Annotated in this window: 19 protein-coding genes; 7 read left to right on the top strand and 12 right to left on the bottom strand. The window is 69.1% G+C overall.

Going from position 1 to position 15085, the window contains the following annotated elements:
- Nucleotides 1-39: 39 nt before the first annotated feature.
- The 12 genes from WG923_RS03290 to WG923_RS03235 all read right to left on the bottom strand — a co-directional run bounded on the left by WG923_RS03290 (nucleotide 40) and on the right by WG923_RS03235 (nucleotide 9535).
- Nucleotides 40-957 (bottom strand): EamA family transporter, encoded by a 918-nt coding sequence (locus tag WG923_RS03290; RefSeq protein WP_340349501.1) that lies wholly within the window; start codon nucleotides 955-957, stop codon nucleotides 40-42.
- Between the two features lie 84 nt (nucleotides 958-1041).
- Nucleotides 1042-2019: a 2-dehydropantoate 2-reductase gene (locus tag WG923_RS03285; RefSeq protein WP_340349500.1), complete on the bottom strand. Its 978-nt coding sequence runs from the start codon at nucleotides 2017-2019 to the stop codon at nucleotides 1042-1044.
- A complete protein-coding gene (locus WG923_RS03280) occupies nucleotides 2016-2798 on the bottom strand; it encodes a class II aldolase/adducin family protein (RefSeq protein WP_340349499.1) in 783 nt (260 codons plus the stop codon). Before WG923_RS03280 ends, WG923_RS03285 begins: the two co-directional genes overlap by 4 nt.
- A 10-nt stretch (nucleotides 2799-2808) precedes the next feature.
- The gene (locus tag WG923_RS03275; protein ID WP_340349498.1) at nucleotides 2809-3621 is read right to left on the bottom strand and encodes an aldolase/citrate lyase family protein; all 813 of its coding nucleotides are present in this window, start codon (nucleotides 3619-3621) and stop codon (nucleotides 2809-2811) included.
- 14 nt (nucleotides 3622-3635) lie between these two features.
- A complete protein-coding gene (gene hpaH / locus WG923_RS03270) occupies nucleotides 3636-4445 on the bottom strand; it encodes a 2-oxo-hept-4-ene-1,7-dioate hydratase (RefSeq protein ID WP_445322891.1) in 810 nt (269 codons plus the stop codon).
- A gap of 1 nt (nucleotide 4446) precedes the next feature.
- Complete coding sequence (locus WG923_RS03265) at nucleotides 4447-4851, bottom strand: 5-carboxymethyl-2-hydroxymuconate Delta-isomerase (protein ID WP_340349496.1); 405 nt, start codon at nucleotides 4849-4851, stop codon at nucleotides 4447-4449.
- Between the two features lie 2 nt (nucleotides 4852-4853).
- Complete coding sequence (gene hpaD / locus WG923_RS03260) at nucleotides 4854-5780, bottom strand: 3,4-dihydroxyphenylacetate 2,3-dioxygenase (protein WP_340349495.1); 927 nt, start codon at nucleotides 5778-5780, stop codon at nucleotides 4854-4856.
- Nucleotide 5781: 1 nt separating this feature from the next.
- Nucleotides 5782-7239, bottom strand: coding sequence for a 5-carboxymethyl-2-hydroxymuconate semialdehyde dehydrogenase (gene hpaE / locus WG923_RS03255; protein ID WP_340349494.1), 1458 nt, complete (start codon nucleotides 7237-7239; stop codon nucleotides 5782-5784).
- 1 nt (nucleotide 7240) lies between these two features.
- Complete coding sequence (locus tag WG923_RS03250) at nucleotides 7241-7990, bottom strand: fumarylacetoacetate hydrolase family protein (protein WP_340349493.1); 750 nt, start codon at nucleotides 7988-7990, stop codon at nucleotides 7241-7243.
- Complete coding sequence (locus tag WG923_RS03245; protein ID WP_340349492.1) at nucleotides 7987-8610, bottom strand: fumarylacetoacetate hydrolase family protein; 624 nt, start codon at nucleotides 8608-8610, stop codon at nucleotides 7987-7989. The genes WG923_RS03250 and WG923_RS03245 overlap by 4 nt, the downstream gene beginning before the upstream one ends.
- Complete coding sequence (gene hpaR / locus WG923_RS03240) at nucleotides 8607-9068, bottom strand: homoprotocatechuate degradation operon regulator HpaR (RefSeq protein ID WP_445322890.1); 462 nt, start codon at nucleotides 9066-9068, stop codon at nucleotides 8607-8609. Before hpaR ends, WG923_RS03245 begins: the two co-directional genes overlap by 4 nt.
- 176 nt (nucleotides 9069-9244) lie before the next feature.
- Entirely contained in the window at nucleotides 9245-9535 is a 291-nt protein-coding gene (locus tag WG923_RS03235; RefSeq protein WP_340349491.1) for a cupin domain-containing protein, read from the bottom strand.
- A gap of 25 nt (nucleotides 9536-9560) precedes the next feature.
- Between WG923_RS03235 and radA the strand changes: the two genes are divergently transcribed.
- The 7 genes from radA to arsC all read left to right on the top strand — a co-directional run bounded on the left by radA (nucleotide 9561) and on the right by arsC (nucleotide 14911).
- A complete protein-coding gene (gene radA, locus WG923_RS03230) occupies nucleotides 9561-10940 on the top strand; it encodes a DNA repair protein RadA (RefSeq protein WP_340349490.1) in 1380 nt (459 codons plus the stop codon).
- Nucleotides 10940-11749 carry a metallophosphoesterase family protein gene (locus WG923_RS03225; RefSeq protein WP_340349489.1) on the top strand — a complete coding sequence of 270 codons (810 nt, stop codon included), beginning with the start codon at nucleotides 10940-10942 and terminating at the stop codon, nucleotides 11747-11749. The genes radA and WG923_RS03225 overlap by 1 nt, the downstream gene beginning before the upstream one ends.
- Complete coding sequence (locus WG923_RS03220; RefSeq protein WP_340349488.1) at nucleotides 11746-12168, top strand: glycerate kinase; 423 nt, start codon at nucleotides 11746-11748, stop codon at nucleotides 12166-12168. Before WG923_RS03225 ends, WG923_RS03220 begins: the two co-directional genes overlap by 4 nt.
- Nucleotides 12169-12217: 49 nt before the next feature.
- Nucleotides 12218-13156 (top strand): branched-chain amino acid transaminase, encoded by a 939-nt coding sequence (locus WG923_RS03215; RefSeq protein ID WP_340349487.1) that lies wholly within the window; start codon nucleotides 12218-12220, stop codon nucleotides 13154-13156.
- A 4-nt stretch (nucleotides 13157-13160) separates the two neighbouring features.
- Nucleotides 13161-13385 (top strand): zinc-finger domain-containing protein, encoded by a 225-nt coding sequence (locus WG923_RS03210; protein ID WP_340349486.1) that lies wholly within the window; start codon nucleotides 13161-13163, stop codon nucleotides 13383-13385.
- Between the two features lie 94 nt (nucleotides 13386-13479).
- Nucleotides 13480-14457 carry a lipopolysaccharide heptosyltransferase II gene (waaF, locus tag WG923_RS03205; RefSeq protein ID WP_340349780.1) on the top strand — a complete coding sequence of 326 codons (978 nt, stop codon included), beginning with the start codon at nucleotides 13480-13482 and terminating at the stop codon, nucleotides 14455-14457.
- A 19-nt stretch (nucleotides 14458-14476) separates the two neighbouring features.
- A complete protein-coding gene (gene arsC, locus WG923_RS03200) occupies nucleotides 14477-14911 on the top strand; it encodes an arsenate reductase (glutaredoxin) (RefSeq protein ID WP_340349485.1) in 435 nt (144 codons plus the stop codon).
- Nucleotides 14912-15085: the final 174 nt, after the last annotated feature.

Genomic DNA, 15085 nt, shown 5'->3' with positions numbered 1-15085 from the left:
TGACAGCAGCCGCAGGCTGTGCGGTCCTTTTGCGTCGGATCAACGTTTGCGCAACCCCAGGGCCACGACCGCCCCCACCACGAGCAGGGCGCCCGCCACCTGCACCGGCGCGATCGACTGGCCCAGGATCAGCCAGGCCAGCACCAGGGCGAACACCGGTTCCACGTTCATGATCGCGGAATTGCCCACCACACCCAGGCGCGGCAGCACCGTGAACATGATCGTGAACGCGGTGCCGTACAGGAAGGTCAGCGTGGCCAGGCCCGCCCAGCCCGCCGGCGCCGTCGGCAGGTGGAAGCCGCCCTGCGAGGCGACCATGGTGAGCGCCACCAGGCCCGCCAGCGTCATGGTGGTCGCGGTGCGCACGCGCCCGTCGACGTCGCCGGCTTCGTGCTGCGTGAGCACCAGCGCGAGGCCGAAGGTCGCCGCCGCCGACAGTGCGAAGGCCACGCCCGCGCCGATGCGCGCCCACTGGCCGGAGGCGCCCAGTCCGGACGCGGCGCCGAACACGTCCAGCGCCAGCGCCAGGCCGACCAGGATCACCGGCATCGCGACCAGCATCGTCTTCTCCGGACGCCGGCGGTACACCACCGCGTCCCAGAAGGCCGTCCAGATCGGGTAGGTGTTGAAGGCCAGCAGCGCCAGCGCCACCGGCAGCCGCGCCACCGAGGAATAGAGGCACAGGCTCTGCACTCCGATCAGCAGGCCGATCACCGGCAGCATGCGCTTGTGGCGCGCGGAAAAGCGCGGCCGCACGCCCTGCGAAGCGAGCAGCGCGATGATCACGGTGGCCGTCACGGTGCTGCGGAACACCACCGCCGTCGCGACGTCGACGCCGTTGTTGAAGGCGATGCGGGCGGCCACGTGGTTGGCGCCCATCATCAGGGCGATCAGCAGCAGCGTGCCGAAGGCGGCGCCGCTGATCGCGCGTGCCGGTGACGGGGCGACCGCCGACATCAGATCCGCCGCCGGGCCGCCCCAAGGCGGATCAGCCCCCTCGGGGGGCAGCGACGACACGAAGTGCGGAGCGTGGGGGCCATGTCAATACAGCCCGTGCACGCGCGCGTGCAGGCGGGCGAGTCCCAGGAGCGCGTCGGTGAAGGGCGTGGGCACGCCGGTCATCTCGCCCATCTCCTTGACCACGGTGACCAATGCATCGATCTCCACCGGCTTGCCGGCCTCCACGTCCTGCAGCATCGAGGTCTTGAAGGCGCCCAGCTTGCGCGTGACCTGGTGGCGGTCTTCCGGCTGCTGCGCGATCGGGATGCCCACGCGCTCGCCGATCTCCCGCGCTTCCAGCATCACGCTGGAGATGAAGCCGCGAACGAGTTCGTCATCGAGGATCAGGTTGGTCGTGGCCCCCGTCATGGCGCTGACCGGGTTGACGGTCATGTTGCCCCACAGCTTGTACCAGGCGTCCTTCTGGATCTGCTCGGAGACGACCGTTTCGAAACCTGCCCGCGCCAGCAGCGACGCGAGCTGCTGCACGCGGGCCGTCTTCTCGCCGGAAGGCTCGCCGATGATCAGCTTGTTGCCGAAGTGATGCTGCACCTGGCCGGGCGCGCGCAGCGCGCAGCTCGCGTGCACCACGCAGCCGACGATGTGGCGTGCCGGCACCGCCTCGGCGATGGAGCCGTCCGGGTCGATGGACTTCAGGCGCGTGCCGGCGAAGCGGCCGCCGAAGCCCTGGAAGAACCACCACGGCACGCCGTTCATGGCCGTCAGCACGATCGTGTCGGGGCCCAGCAGCGGGCGGATCGCCCTGGCCACTTCGGCCATCGCGGGCGCCTTCACCGCGATCACGACGAGGTCCTGCACGCCGAGTTCGGCCGGCGAGGCGCTGGCGCGCACCGGCGCGCGCAGCGTGTGGCCGGCTTCGTCGAGCCGCAGGCCCTCCGTTTGCAGCGCCTGCAGCGTCGCACCGCGCGCGACCACGCTGACCTCGCAGCCCGCCTGGGCCAGCTTGGCGCCGACCCAGCCGCCGATCGCGCCGGCGCCGTAGATGCAGACTTTCCTCATGACTTGTAGTCGCTCCCGTGGCGCTGCTCGACCAGCCGCGTCATGGCGTCGAACACGTCCTGCCCGGCGCCGAACTTCTGGTCGAACTGGAAGGAGTCGTGCGTGGTCTTGCGCGCGACCGCTTCGGGGACGGCGATCGCGCGGCCCAGGGCCGCCTGCGCCACCTGCACGTCGCAGGCCCGCTGCAGCGTCCACAGGCGCACGAAGGTCAGCGGCAGCGTGGAGCCCGCGGCCAGCAGGCCGTGGTTGCGCAGGATCATCAGCGGCTTGCGGCCCAGGCTGGCCAGCAGGCGCGGCGCCTCGTCCGCGTGGATCGTGATGCCCTCGAAGTCATGGTAGGCCACCATGTCGTGCAGCTGCGCCGAATAGAAGTTGTTCTGCGCCAGCCCGCCTTCGGTGCACGCCACCGCCAGGCCGTTGGTGGTGTGCGTGTGCATCACGCAGTGCGCGTCCGGCACGTTCTCGTGGATCGCGGCGTGGATCGTGAAGCCCGCGGGGTTCACCGGCCACGGGTTGCCGGCATCCAGCTTGTTGCCCGCGACGTCGATCTTCAGCAGGTTGCTCGCCGTGACCTCGGAGTAGTGCAGCCCGAAGGGGTTGATCAGGAAGTGCTTGCGCCCGCCGGTCACGGTGTCCGGCAGGCGCACCGTGATGTGGTTGTAGATCATCTCGGTCCAGCCGAGCATGTCGAAGATGCGGTAGGCGGCCGCGAGCTGGACGCGGGCGGCCCACTCGTCGGGATGCATGCCGGGCGCGCGCGGCTGCAGGACGGCGTTCATGGGCGCTGCCTCAGTAGTTGCCCTTGGCGGCGGGCTGCGGCTGCGCGCCCCCCTTGAACTTCGCGCACAGGGCGCTGGTCGACTTCACCATCAGGTTGCTGTCGGTCCCCACGGCGATGAAAGTCGCGCCCATCTCGATGTGCTTGCGTGCCAGCGCCTCGTCCAGGGTCAGGATGCCCACGGCCTTGCCCGCCTTGCGGATGCGGGCGAACAGGTCCTCGTGCATCTTCATCATGTCGGCATGCCACGGGTCGCCCACATGCCCGAAGGCGGCGGACAGGTCCGCGGGGCCGATGAACACGCCGTCCACGCCCTCGACGCCAGCGATCGCGTCGACGTTGCGCACGCCTTCCTGCGTCTCCACCTGCACCAGCAGGCAGACCTCGCGGTTGGCTTCCTTCGCGTAGCCAGCGTTGCGGCCCCAGCCGGAGGCGCGGGTGGCCGCCATGCCGCGGATGCCGTCGGGCGGATAGCGCAGGCAGCGCACCAGCTCGCGCGCCTGTTCGGCGTTGTCCACCATCGGCACCAGCAGCGTCTGGATGCCCAGGTCGAGCACCTGCTTGATCAGCGCCTGGCCGACGTAGCCGTGGCCCATGGGGATGCGCGCGATCCCGTGCACGCCGGGGTAGCCGGCGATGATCTGCGACTGGATCATCAGGTTCTGCAGGTCGTTGGGCGAGTGCTCGGAATCGAGCAGCAGCCAGTCGAAGCCGGCGGCGGCGCAGATCTCGGTGGGCAGCGGCCCGAGCAGGCTGCACCACAGGCCGACCTGGGTGCGCTTGTCGCGCAGCGCCTGCTTGAACGTGTTGACGGGCGTTTGCATGGGCTGGTCTCCCCTCAGGTGAATGTGAAAGTGAAGCGGCCGAGCGGGCCGTAGTCGGCGTCGAACACGTCGCCGCGCTGCGCCGGCACCGGGCGCGTGAAGGAGCCGGCCAGCACCACCTCGCCGGCTTCCAGCCGCTCGCCCCAGGGCGCGAGCTTACGCGCAAGCCAGGCGACGCCGATCGCCGGGTGTCCCTGCACGCCGGCGGCCAGGCCCGTCTCCTCCACCACGCCGTTCTGGCGCAGGATGGCGCCCACCCAGGGCAGGTCGACTTCGTCCGGCCGGACCTTGCGCCCGCCGAGGATGATCCCGGCATTGGCGGCGTTGTCGCTGATGGTGTCGAACACCTTGCGCGGCGCCCGGGTGCGGCGGTCGAACTGCTCGATGCGCGCGTCGATGATCTCGATGGCGGGCTGCACGTAATCGGTGGCGGCGAGCACGTCCTCCATGCCGACCTGCTCGCCTTCCAGCGTGCGCCTGAGGATGAAGGCGAGTTCGACTTCGACCCGCGGCGCGATGAAGCGCTGCGTCGGGATGTCGCCGGGTTCGAAGAACATGTCGTCCAGCAGCGTGCCGTAGTCCGGCTCGTCGATCTGGCTGGACTGCTGCATGGCGCGCGAGGTGAGGCCGATCTTGTGGCCGCGCACCTGGCGGCCCGCGGCGATCTTCAGCGCGACCCAGGCGCGCGAGACGGCGTAGCCGTCCTCGATCGTCATGCCGGGGAAGCGCCTGGAGAAATGCTCGACCTGCACGCGCGACTGCTCGCTGGCGTGCAGTTCGCGGGCGAGCTGCTGGATGGTTTGCGCATCGAACACGGCGGGCATCCTACTTGTTGAACAGCGGGTGCAGCGTGCTGTGCTTGCCGTCGTACACCTGCCCCGGGCTCTCGTCGATCTGCAGCGTGATGCCGATCAGCTCCTGCGCGAAGAGGGGCGCGAAGTGCTCCCTGACCACCTCCATGAGCCGGTCGCCCGCTTTCTGCTGCACCTCCGCGCTGCGGCCCGCGCCCATGCGCACGTTGATGTACACGAAGGCGTAGTCCTCCTCGCCGTCGGCCACCGCGTAATGGGCCGCCGGATACGCCAGCACGCGGGTGCCGCCGGTGGGAAAGACCTGCTTGCCGGCCTCGTCGTGGATCGTGAGCATGGTGTCCGCCAGCTTGCGGCACAGCGCACCGACATCCGTCCTGGTTTCGATGTTCGGTGTGTAGAGGATGACGCAGTGGGGCATGCTCAGAGCCGCTGGTTGATGTGGGTGTAGCCCTCGGCGGACGAGGCCTGCGCCTTGGGGATCGCGTCGTCCGCCACCGGCGTGACCGGGAACACCGCATTGATCTGGCCGGTGCCGGAAGCGCCGAAGTAGGGCGTGACCACCTCCGCGCGCCCGCCGTAGGCGGACCAGCCCAGCGCGCCCAGCAGCATCGCCGTGTCGTGCATGAAGCCCTCGCCGTGGCCCTTGGCCGCGTACTCCGGCAGCATGCCGCAGAAGGTCTTCCACTCGCCGGCTTCCCACAGCCGCACCACGTCGCGGTCCAGCGTCTCCAGGAAGGGGCTCCAGATGCGGAAGGCGTACTCCGGCGCCAGGCCGTTCTGCGCGAAGCGGTGCGACAGCGAGCCGCTGGCGAAGAAGGCGACGGTGCCGTCGTAGTGGTCTTCCACCGCGCGCCGCATCGCCCAGCCCAGGCGCGCGCTGTCGTTCAGGTAGTGCGCCTGGCACAGCGCCGAGACCGAGATCACCTTGAAGTGCCGGTCCTGGTTCATGTAGCGCATGGGAACCAGCGTGCCGTACTCGGGCGCGAGCGTGGTGCGTTCGTGCGCCAGCGTCTCCACGCCCCAGTCGTTGCAGACCTCGGCCAGCAGCTTGCCGAGCTCCGGGTTGCCCGGGAACTCGTACGCCATGTTGCTGATGAAGTGCGGCAGCTCGTTGCTGGTGTACAGCCCCTGGAAGTGCGCCCCGCAGTTGACGTGGTAGTTGGCGTTGACCAGCCAGTGCGTGTCGAACACCACGATGGTGTCCACGCCCAGCGCGCGGCAGCGCCGCCCGATCTCGATGTGGCCGTCGATCGCATCCTGCCGGGTGCCGTGGCGCGGGCCGGACAGCTCGCTCAGGTACATCGACGGCACGTGCGTGATCTTCGCCGCGAGCGCGAGCTTGCCCATGTCAGGCGCCCCAGTGGGGAATGTGGTGCGAGCCAAGTGACACAGCGATGTTCTTCGGCTCCAGGAACACCTCGTAGCTCCAGGTCCCGCCCTCGCGCCCCGTGCCCGAGGCCTTGGTGCCGCCGAACGGCTGGCGCAGGTCGCGTACGTTCTGGCTGTTGACGAAGCACATGCCGGCCTCGATCGCCGCGGCCACGCGGTGCGCGCGACCGACGTTCTCCGTGAACACGTACGAGGACAGGCCGTAGGGGATGTCGTTGGCGATGCGGATCGCGTCCTCCTCGGTGTCGAAGGGGATCAGGCAGGCCACCGGCCCGAAGATCTCGTCCTGCGCGATCTTCATGCGGTTGTCGACGTCGGCGAACACGGTCGGCGCCACGTAATTGCCCTTCTTCACGCGACCTGGCAGGGCCGGCGCGTCCAGTCCGCCGCACAGCAGCGTCGCGCCTTCCTTGCGCCCCAGCTCGATGTACCCGCGCACCTTGGCCAGGTGCCCCTGCGAGATCATGGGCCCGATGACGGTCTTCTCGTCCAGGGGGTCGCCCACGGCGATCTTGCCCGCCCGCGCGGCGAAGCGCTCGGCGAACTTCGCGTAGATCGACTTCTGCACCAGGATGCGGCTGCCGGCGGTGCAGCGCTCGCCGTTGTTGGAGAAGATCATGAACACGGCGGCATCGAGCGCGCGCTCGAAGTCGGCGTCGTCGAACACCACGAAGGGCGACTTGCCCCCCAGCTCCATGCTGAACTTCTTCAGCCCGGCCTCCTTGACGATGCGGTTGCCGGTCGCCGTCGATCCGGTGAAGGAGATCGCGCGCACGTCCGGATGCCGCACCAGCGGCTCGCCGGCCTGCTTGCCGAAGCCGTGCACGATGTTCAGCACGCCGGCCGGGATGCCTGCTTCCAGCGCCAGTTCGCCGAGGCGCGCGGCCGTCATCGGAGACAGCTCGCTCATCTTCAGCACCGCGGTGTTGCCGAAGGCGAGGCAGGGCGCGACCTTCCACGTCGCCGTCATGAAGGGCACGTTCCAGGGCGAGATCAGCGCGCACACGCCCACCGGGTGGAACAGCGTGTAGTTCAGGTGCGTGGGCGTCGGATACGTGTGGCCGTCCACCCGCACGCACATCTCGGCGAAGTAGGAGAAGTTGTCGGCCGCGCGCGGCACGAGCTGCTTGCCGGTCTGCGCGATCACCTGGCCGGTGTCGTCGGTCTCGGTCCGCGCCAGCTCGGGGACGTTGCGCGCGATCAGCTCGCCGAGCTTGCGAACGAGCCTGGCGCGTTCCGGTGCGGCGAGCGAGGACCACTTGGGGAAGGCCTCCTTCGCGGCGGCGACGGCCTGGTTCACTTCGGCCTCGCCGCCGGCGGCGACTTCGGCCAGCACCTCCTGCGTGGCCGGGTTCACGGTCTCGAAGTATTCGCGGCCGGCAACGGCTTTGCCGGCGATCAGGTGCTCGATGCGCATGTCAGGAGGCGATGGTGTTCATGAGGGCGCCGATGCCCTCGATCTCGGTGACCACCACGTCGCCCACCTTGCAGTCCACCACGCCGTCCGGCGTGCCGGTGAGGATCAGGTCGCCGGGGTTCAGCGTCATGAAGCCGGAGAAGTATTCGACCAGCCAGGGGATGTCGAAGATCATGTCCTTCGTGTTGCCCTGCTGCGTGAGCTGGCCGTTGACGGTGGTCTTGAGCGCCAGCGCCATCGGGTCGGGCACGTCGGCGCGGTCGACCAGCCAGGGGCCGAGCGGCGTCGCGCCGTCGCGGTTCTTCACGCGCAGGTTCGGCCGGTACCAGTTCTCCAGGTAGTCGCGGATCGCATAGTCGTTGGCCACCGTGTAGCCGGCGATGAAGTCGTAGGCGTCGTCGCGCTTCACCTTCTTCGCGCGCTTGCCGATCACCACGGCCAGCTCGCATTCGTAGTGCATGAACTGCACGCCGGCGGGCCGGCGCGTCGACTGTCGGTGGCCGGTGAGCGCCCGTTCGCCCTTGAGGAACACGAGCGGTTCGTCGGGCGCCTTGAAGGCGAGTTCCTTGGCGTGGTCGGCGTAGTTGAGGCCCAGCGCCAGGATCGTGCGCGGCTTTTCCACCGCAGCCAGCGGCGGCAGCCAGGTGACCTGGTCCGGCCACACGCGCTGGCCGTCCTCCAGCAGCAATTGGCCGTCCCGCTCGGTGGCGTTGTGCAGGACGCCCTGGTACATCACGCGCGCGCGCTTCATGCGGCCTCCGCGACGAAGGTGTTGGAGAGGGTGCCGAGCGCCGGCATCTTGATGTCCACGCGGTCGCCGGCGCGCACCCGCGGCCGGCCCACGTCGCAGCCCAGCATCAGCATGTCGCCTTCGCCGAAGGTCATGAACTCGCTCACGTCGGCGAGCAGCCTGTCGGCGGAGCGCACCAGCTGCGAGAAGCGCACGGTCTGCTTCAACTCGCCGTTGACGCGCACCTCGAGCTTGAACACGGCCGGATCGCCGGCCTCGTTGCGCGCGCGGATGCGGTCGCCGATGCCGAGGAAGCCGTCGAGGCAGTTGAACTTCACGGGCGGGCGGAACAGGCTCTCGTGCGGGATGGAGACGTCGTTCATCAGCACGAAGCCCGCGATCTCCCGCGCCGACTTCATGACCATCGCCACCGTGGCGCCGATTTCCACTTCGGTCACGTGCGCGGGAAGGGCGATCGCCCCGCCGTTCTCCGTCCAGGTGTTGGCCGGCTTGATGTACAGCACCGGCGCCTGCGGCGGCGCCTTGTACGGTTCTTCGTTCACCTTCGGGCCGAGGGCGTCGAGCTCGCCGCGGAAGTTCAGCAGCGTGCCGTACACCGTGCCTCGCTTGGCCAGGTTCATGCTTGTTCCAGTGCGATGAGTTCGTCGAGCAGCGCGTAGAGCTGCGCCAGTTTCTGCTTGCCCAGCGACTGTTCCAGCCACTGGTAGTGCGCTTCGACCGAGGTCGAGAGGCGGTCCACCATCTTGAGTCCCTTGGGCGTGGCCTCCACCACCGTGCGGCGCTGGTCGGCCGGGTCGCGCTCGCGCCGGATCAGGCCGTCGCGCTCCATGCGCGCCAGCACGCCGGTGAGGCTGGGGCCCAGGATGGTGGCTTCGCGCGCCACGCGGCCCGTCTCCAGCGTTCCGTGCTCGCCGAGCACGCGCAGCACGCGCCACTGCTGGTCCGACAGGCCGTGCTCGCGCAGGCTGGGGCGCGTGCGCGCCATCAGCGATTCGCGGGCCTGCAGCAGCAGGCGCGGGAGGTTGCGATGGGCGAAGGCGGGGCTCACGGGGCGGAGGGAGGCGGCGATATTTAACATGTTAAATGTTTGCCGGCCGCCGTCAAGCGCGACCTGCGGCCGCGCTACGGGGCTCACCTGCTCTTGCGGGAGTTCGTAGGCTGGCGCTGGAGCGAAGCGCAAGCCCAGCGATGCGCGAAGCGCTGGGGTTTCGCTTCGCTCCACCGCCAGCCGACCAACCTCGAGCCCCGCGCGAGTTACATCGTCCGCGCGACCCAGTACGTGGCCCCTTGCGGCCCGTACTTCTCGACGTGCGGCGTGCCGCGGATCACCTCGAAGCGGTCGCCAGGCTTGAGGTGCTGGGTCTCCCCGTGCTGCGTCAGCCACATCTCACCCTGCACCACCAGGGCGCGCGCGGTGAACTCGTGGGTGTGCTCCGCAACGACGGTGTTCGGCTCGTACGAACGGGCCAGCACCTCGGTGCAGCCGCGCGCTCGTTCCGACGCCTCGAATTCGGAAAAGGGCTGGGGAGCGTTCACGAGGCGCATGGTACTCGCGCCTACACTCGGGTCAATGGCAAAGGAGAAGACGGTCTATTCCTGCACGGAATGCGGCGGCAGCTCAGCGAAGTGGCAGGGCAAATGCCCGCATTGCGGATCGTGGAATACCCTCATCGAGACCGTGGCCGAATCGGTGAGTGGGGCCAGCCGCAACCGTTTCGCGTCGCTCGCGCCCGCTTCCGAAGTGGCGGTGCTGGCGGACATCGAGGCGGCGGAAGTGCCCCGCACGCCGACCGGCATCGGCGAACTCGATCGCGTGCTGGGGGGCGGCATCGTCGAAGGCGGCGTGGTCCTGATCGGCGGCGACCCCGGCATCGGCAAGTCCACGCTGCTGCTGCAGGCGCTGGACGGGCTGCAGCGCGCCGGCGTGCCCACGCTGTACGTGACGGGTGAGGAAAGCGGCGCGCAGGTGGCGCTGCGCTCGCGCCGGCTCGGGCTGGAGCGGTCGCAGGTCAAGGTACTGGCGGAGATCCAGCTCGAAAAGATCCAGGCCACCATCGCCGCGCAGCAGCCGGCGGTGGCGGTGATCGACTCGATCCAGACCGTGTACTCCGAGCAGCTCACGTCGGCTCCGGGCTCGGTGGCGCAGGTGCGCGAATGCGCGGCGCACCTCACGCGCGCGGCCAAGTCCGGCGGCACCACCATCGTGCTGGTGGGCCACGTGACGAAGGAAGGCGCGCTCGCCGGCCCGCGCGTGCTGGAGCACATGGTCGACACCGTGCTCTATTTCGAGGGCGACACCCATTCGAGCTTCCGGCTGGTGCGCGCGATCAAGAACCGCTTCGGCGCGGTCAACGAGATCGGCGTGTTCGCGATGACGGAGAAGGGCCTCAAGGGCGTCGCCAACCCGAGCGCGATCTTCCTGTCGCAGCACAGCGAGCCGGTGCCGGGCAGCTGCGTGCTCGTCACGCTGGAAGGCACGCGGCCGATGCTGGTGGAGATCCAGGCGCTGGTGGACAGCGGCGGGCCGAGCCCGCGGCGGCTGTCCGTCGGCCTGGAGCGCGACCGCCTGGCCATGCTGCTGGCGGTGCTGCACCGGCACGCGGGCGTCGCCTGCATGGACCAGGACGTGTTCGTCAACGCGGTGGGTGGCGTGCGCATCAGCGAGCCGGCGGCGGACCTGGCGGTGATGCTGGCGATCACGTCCTCGTTGCGCGGACGCGCCTTGCCCAAGGGCTTCATCGCCTTCGGCGAGGTGGGGCTGGCCGGCGAGGTGCGGCCGGCGCCGCGCGGGCAGGAGCGCCTGCGCGAGGCGGCCAAGCTCGGGTTCTCGATCGCCATCGTGCCCAAGGCCAATGCGCCCAAGGGCAAGGTGCGCGAGCTGGAAGGCCTCACGATCCACCCGGTGGAGCGGATCGAGGAGGCGCTGGACGTGGTGCGGGGGCTGGCCTGATGAAGATCGCGGTGCTGTCGGACATCCATGGCAACCTGCCGGCGCTGAAGGCGGTGCTGGACGAAGTGGAGGGCGAAGGCGTGGACGCGGTGGTCAACCTCGGCGACAGCCTGAGCGGCCCGCTGATGCCGGCCGAGACGGCGGACCTGTTGCTCGAACGCGATTTCGTCACCATCGCGGGCAACCACGAGCGCCAGCTGCTGGCGCAGTGGCGGCGGCCGGCCGGCGAGCGCGACCTGGGCTCGAGCGACGGCTATGCGGCCACGCAGATCGCGCCGCGGCACGCCGAATGGCTGCAGTCGCTGCCGCCCACGCGCTGGCTCGGCGAGGAGGTGCTCCTGGTCCACGGCACGCCCGGCAGCGACCTGAAGTACCTGCTGGAAACGGTGACGCCCGACTTCGGCCAGAACGGCTCGCTGGGCGTGCGCGCCGCCACGCGCGAGGAGATCGCCTCGCGCCTGGGCACCGGCGAGGAGGACTGGCGCCGTGCCAGCCTGGTGCTGTGCGGGCACAGCCACTACCCGCGCGCCGCGATGGCCGGACGCACGCTGGTGCTCAATCCCGGCAGCGTGGGCCTGCAGGCGTACGAAGACGATCATCCTGCGTACCACCGCGTGCAGAACGGCACGCCCCACGCGCGCTACGCGATCGTGGAAAAGCGCGGCGGCCAGTGGAACGCCCGCCATTGCAGCGTGGCCTACGACTGGGACGGCATGGAGCAACTGGCGGCCAACTGCGGCCACGCGGACTGGGCGTACGCGCTCGCCACAGGAAACCTGCCCGAGGACGGCGGCACAATCGGCGCATGAATTTCCAGCGGATCGTCCTGCCCATCCTGGGCGTCGTCATCGTCGTCATCGCCTGGCGCGGCTATGGCTGGCCGGGCGTGGCCATGGCCGCCGGCGGCATCGTGATGTGGATGCTGCTGCACTTCACCCGCATGATGAAGGTGCTGCAGCGCGCCTCGAACCGGCCCGTGGGCTGGGTCGACAGCGCCGTGATGCTCAATGCGAAGCTCAAGCCGGGCGTGAACCTGCTGCACGTGATGGCGATGACGCGCGCGCTGGGCGAGCAGGTCAGCCCCAAGGAGCAGCAGCCGGAGGTCTACCGCTGGACCGACGGCAGCGGCTCGCACGTCACCTGCGAGTTCGCCAATGGCAAGCTCGTGAAATGGGAGCTGTTCCGCCCGCAGGCCGCGCCGGAAGGGGAGCCGCCGGCCGCCGCTTAAAATGGGGGGTTCCGCGATCCCGCGCACTCAATTCCCCTGAAGGACACCTATGAGCCCGGTAGTACCCTCGATGGCCGACCGCGACGGCAAGATCTGGATGGACGGCGAGCTGGTCGACTGGCGCGACGCGAAGATCCACGTGCTCACCCACACGCTGCACTACGGCTGCGGCGCGTTCGAAGGGGTTCGTGCGTACAACACGGTCAATGGCACCGCGATCTTCCGCCTGCAGGAACACACGGACCGCCTGTTCAACAGCGCCAAGATCCTGCGCATGCAGCTGCCCTTCTCGAAGGAGCAGTTGAACGAAGCGCAGAAGGCCGTCGTCAAGGCCAACAAGCTCGAGTCCTGCTACATCCGCCCGCTGGTGTGGATCGGCTCGCAGAAGCTGGGCGTGAGCCCCAAGGGCAACCAGATCCACGCCATGATCGCCGCCTGGGCCTGGGGCGCGTACCTCGGCGAGGAGGGCATGCAGCGCGGCATCCGCGTCAAGACCTCCAGCTACACGCGCCACCACGTCAACATCACGATGACGCAGGCCAAGGCGGTGAGCAACTACAGCAACTCGATCCTCGCCAACATGGAGGCGCTGGACGACGGCTACGACGAGGCCCTGCTGCTCGATAGCTCCGGCTTCGTCTCCGAAGGCGCGGGCGAGAACGTGTTCGTGGTCAAGGACGGCGTGATCTACACGCCCGACCTGTCCGCCGGCGCGCTCAACGGCATCACCCGCAACACCGTCTTCGCCATCGCGAAGGACGCCGGCATCGAGGTCGTGCAGAAGCGCATCACGCGCGACGAGATCTACATCGCCGACGAGTGCTTCTTCACCGGCACCGCCGCCGAAGTCACGCCGATCCGCGAACTCGATCGCGTGGAGATCGGCATCGGCCGCCGCGGCCCGATCACCGAGAAGCTGCAGAACGCCTTCTTCGACATCGTCAACGGCCGCAACCCCAAGTACGCCCACTGGCTGACCCGCGTCTGAGAGCATGGCGAACCCCAACAACAAACCCGAAAAAGTCGTCGAACTGCTGGCGAAGGACCTGAACGCCAACGGCGGCGTCTTCTGCCCCAGCCCCAAGGCCGACATGCAGCTGTGGAACACCCACCCGCGCGTGTACCTCGACGTCGCCGGCAGCGGCGCCGCCAAGTGCCCGTACTGCGGCACCGTCTACAAGCTCAAGGAAGGCGAGCACTTCGGCGGCCACCACTGATATTGGGGTCAGATTCCAATTTCTCCGGAATCCCGAATTGGGGTCAGATTCCAATTTCAAGCCGCCCACCGCCGCGGCGCAGCGCTCGCCGGGCGTGACCCGTTCCTTCGTCATCGCGCCGCAATGGATCGGTGACGCCGTGATGACCGAGCCGCTGCTGCGCCGCCTGCGCGCGCGCGGCGAGCGCATCACGGTCGGCGCCTTGCCCTGGGTCGCACCGGTGTACCGCGCGATGCCCCACGTCGACGCGGTGATCGAGTTCCCGTTCCGCCACGGCGGCCTGCAGCTGCGCGAACGGCGCGGCCTGGCCCGGCAGCTCGAAGGGCAGTTCGACACGGCCTACGTGCTGCCCAATTCGCTCAAGAGCGCGCTGCTGCCCTTCCTGGCCAGCATCCCGCGCCGCGTCGGCTATCTCGGCGAGGCCCGCGTGGGCCTGCTCACGCATCGCCTGAAGAACCCGAAGCACAAGCCGCCGATGGTGGCCTTCTATTCGGCGCTGAGCGGCGAGGAAGGGGTGGAGGCGGACCGGCCGCAGCTCGCCCTGCCGCCGGCCCAGGTCGACGAGGTGCTGCGCGCGCAGGGCCTGGCGCGCGGCAGCTACGTGGTGATGGCGCCCGGCGCCGAATACGGCCCGGCCAAGCGCTGGCCGCACTTCGGCGCGCTGGCGCAGCGTCTCGCGCAGCCCGTGGTCCTGCTCGGTTCGGCCAAGGAAGCGGAACTGTGCGAGGCGATTGCCCTGCAGGCCCTCGGGCGCACCCGCAACCTCGCCGGCAAGACCTCGCTGCTGGACGCCTTCGCGCTGATCGCGGGCGCCGGCTCGGTGGTGAGCAACGACTCCGGCCTGATGCACGTGGCGGCGGCCTTCGGCGTGCCCCAGGTGGCGCTGTTCGGTTCCTCCAGCCCGCTGCACACGCCGCCGCTCAACGAGCGCGCGAAGGTCGTCTGGCTGAAGCAGGATCCGGAGTACGCCCCGCCGCTGGACTGCTCGCCCTGCTTCGAGCGCGAATGCCCGCTCGGCCATTTCCGCTGCCTGAACGACGTGAGCGCGGAGCGCGTGCGCGCGCTGCTGTGACGCGGCATGATGCGGCCCCATGGACCGCGTCACGATCTACCACAACCCCGCCTGCGGAACCTCGCGCAACACGCTCGCGCTGCTGCGCCATGCGGGCCTCGAGCCCGAAGTCGTCGAGTACCTGAAGACGCCACCCGGCAAGGAGAAGCTGCGCGAACTGCTGGCCGCGATGCGCATGCCCGTGCGCGCGCTGCTGCGCGAGAAGGGCACGCCCTACGGCGAGCTGGGCCTGGCGGATCCGAAGTGGACCGACGAGCAGTTGCTGGACTTCATCGTGCAGCATCCGATCCTGATGAACCGCCCGATCGTGGTGACGCCGCTGGGCACGAAGCTGTGCCGGCCGTCCGAGGAAGTGCTGGAGATCCTGCCGGTGGCGGGGCCGCTGGCGCCATTCACCAAGGAGGATGGCGAGCCGGTGGTGGACGGCGGGCAGCGCTTGCAGCGCGATCCGTAGGCTGGCGGTGAGGAACGAACCCCAGCGATCGGCGAGCGCAGCGCAGCTGGGGTTCCGTCGTCACCGCCAGCCTGCCGACGCCCAAAAAAAAACAGCCATCTTGCGATGGCTGTATCAAGTCCTTGGAAGGACGTCGTTGGGAGACTTGAAACCTTGAAGAAACCGGGTGCCGCG

It is taken from the genome of Ramlibacter sp. AN1133 (assembly GCF_037890035.1).
Classification (GTDB): Bacteria; Pseudomonadota; Gammaproteobacteria; order Burkholderiales; family Burkholderiaceae_C; genus Ramlibacter.
Note: the sequence above shows the minus strand (reverse complement) of the source record. Positions and strands in the feature narration are given on the sequence as shown.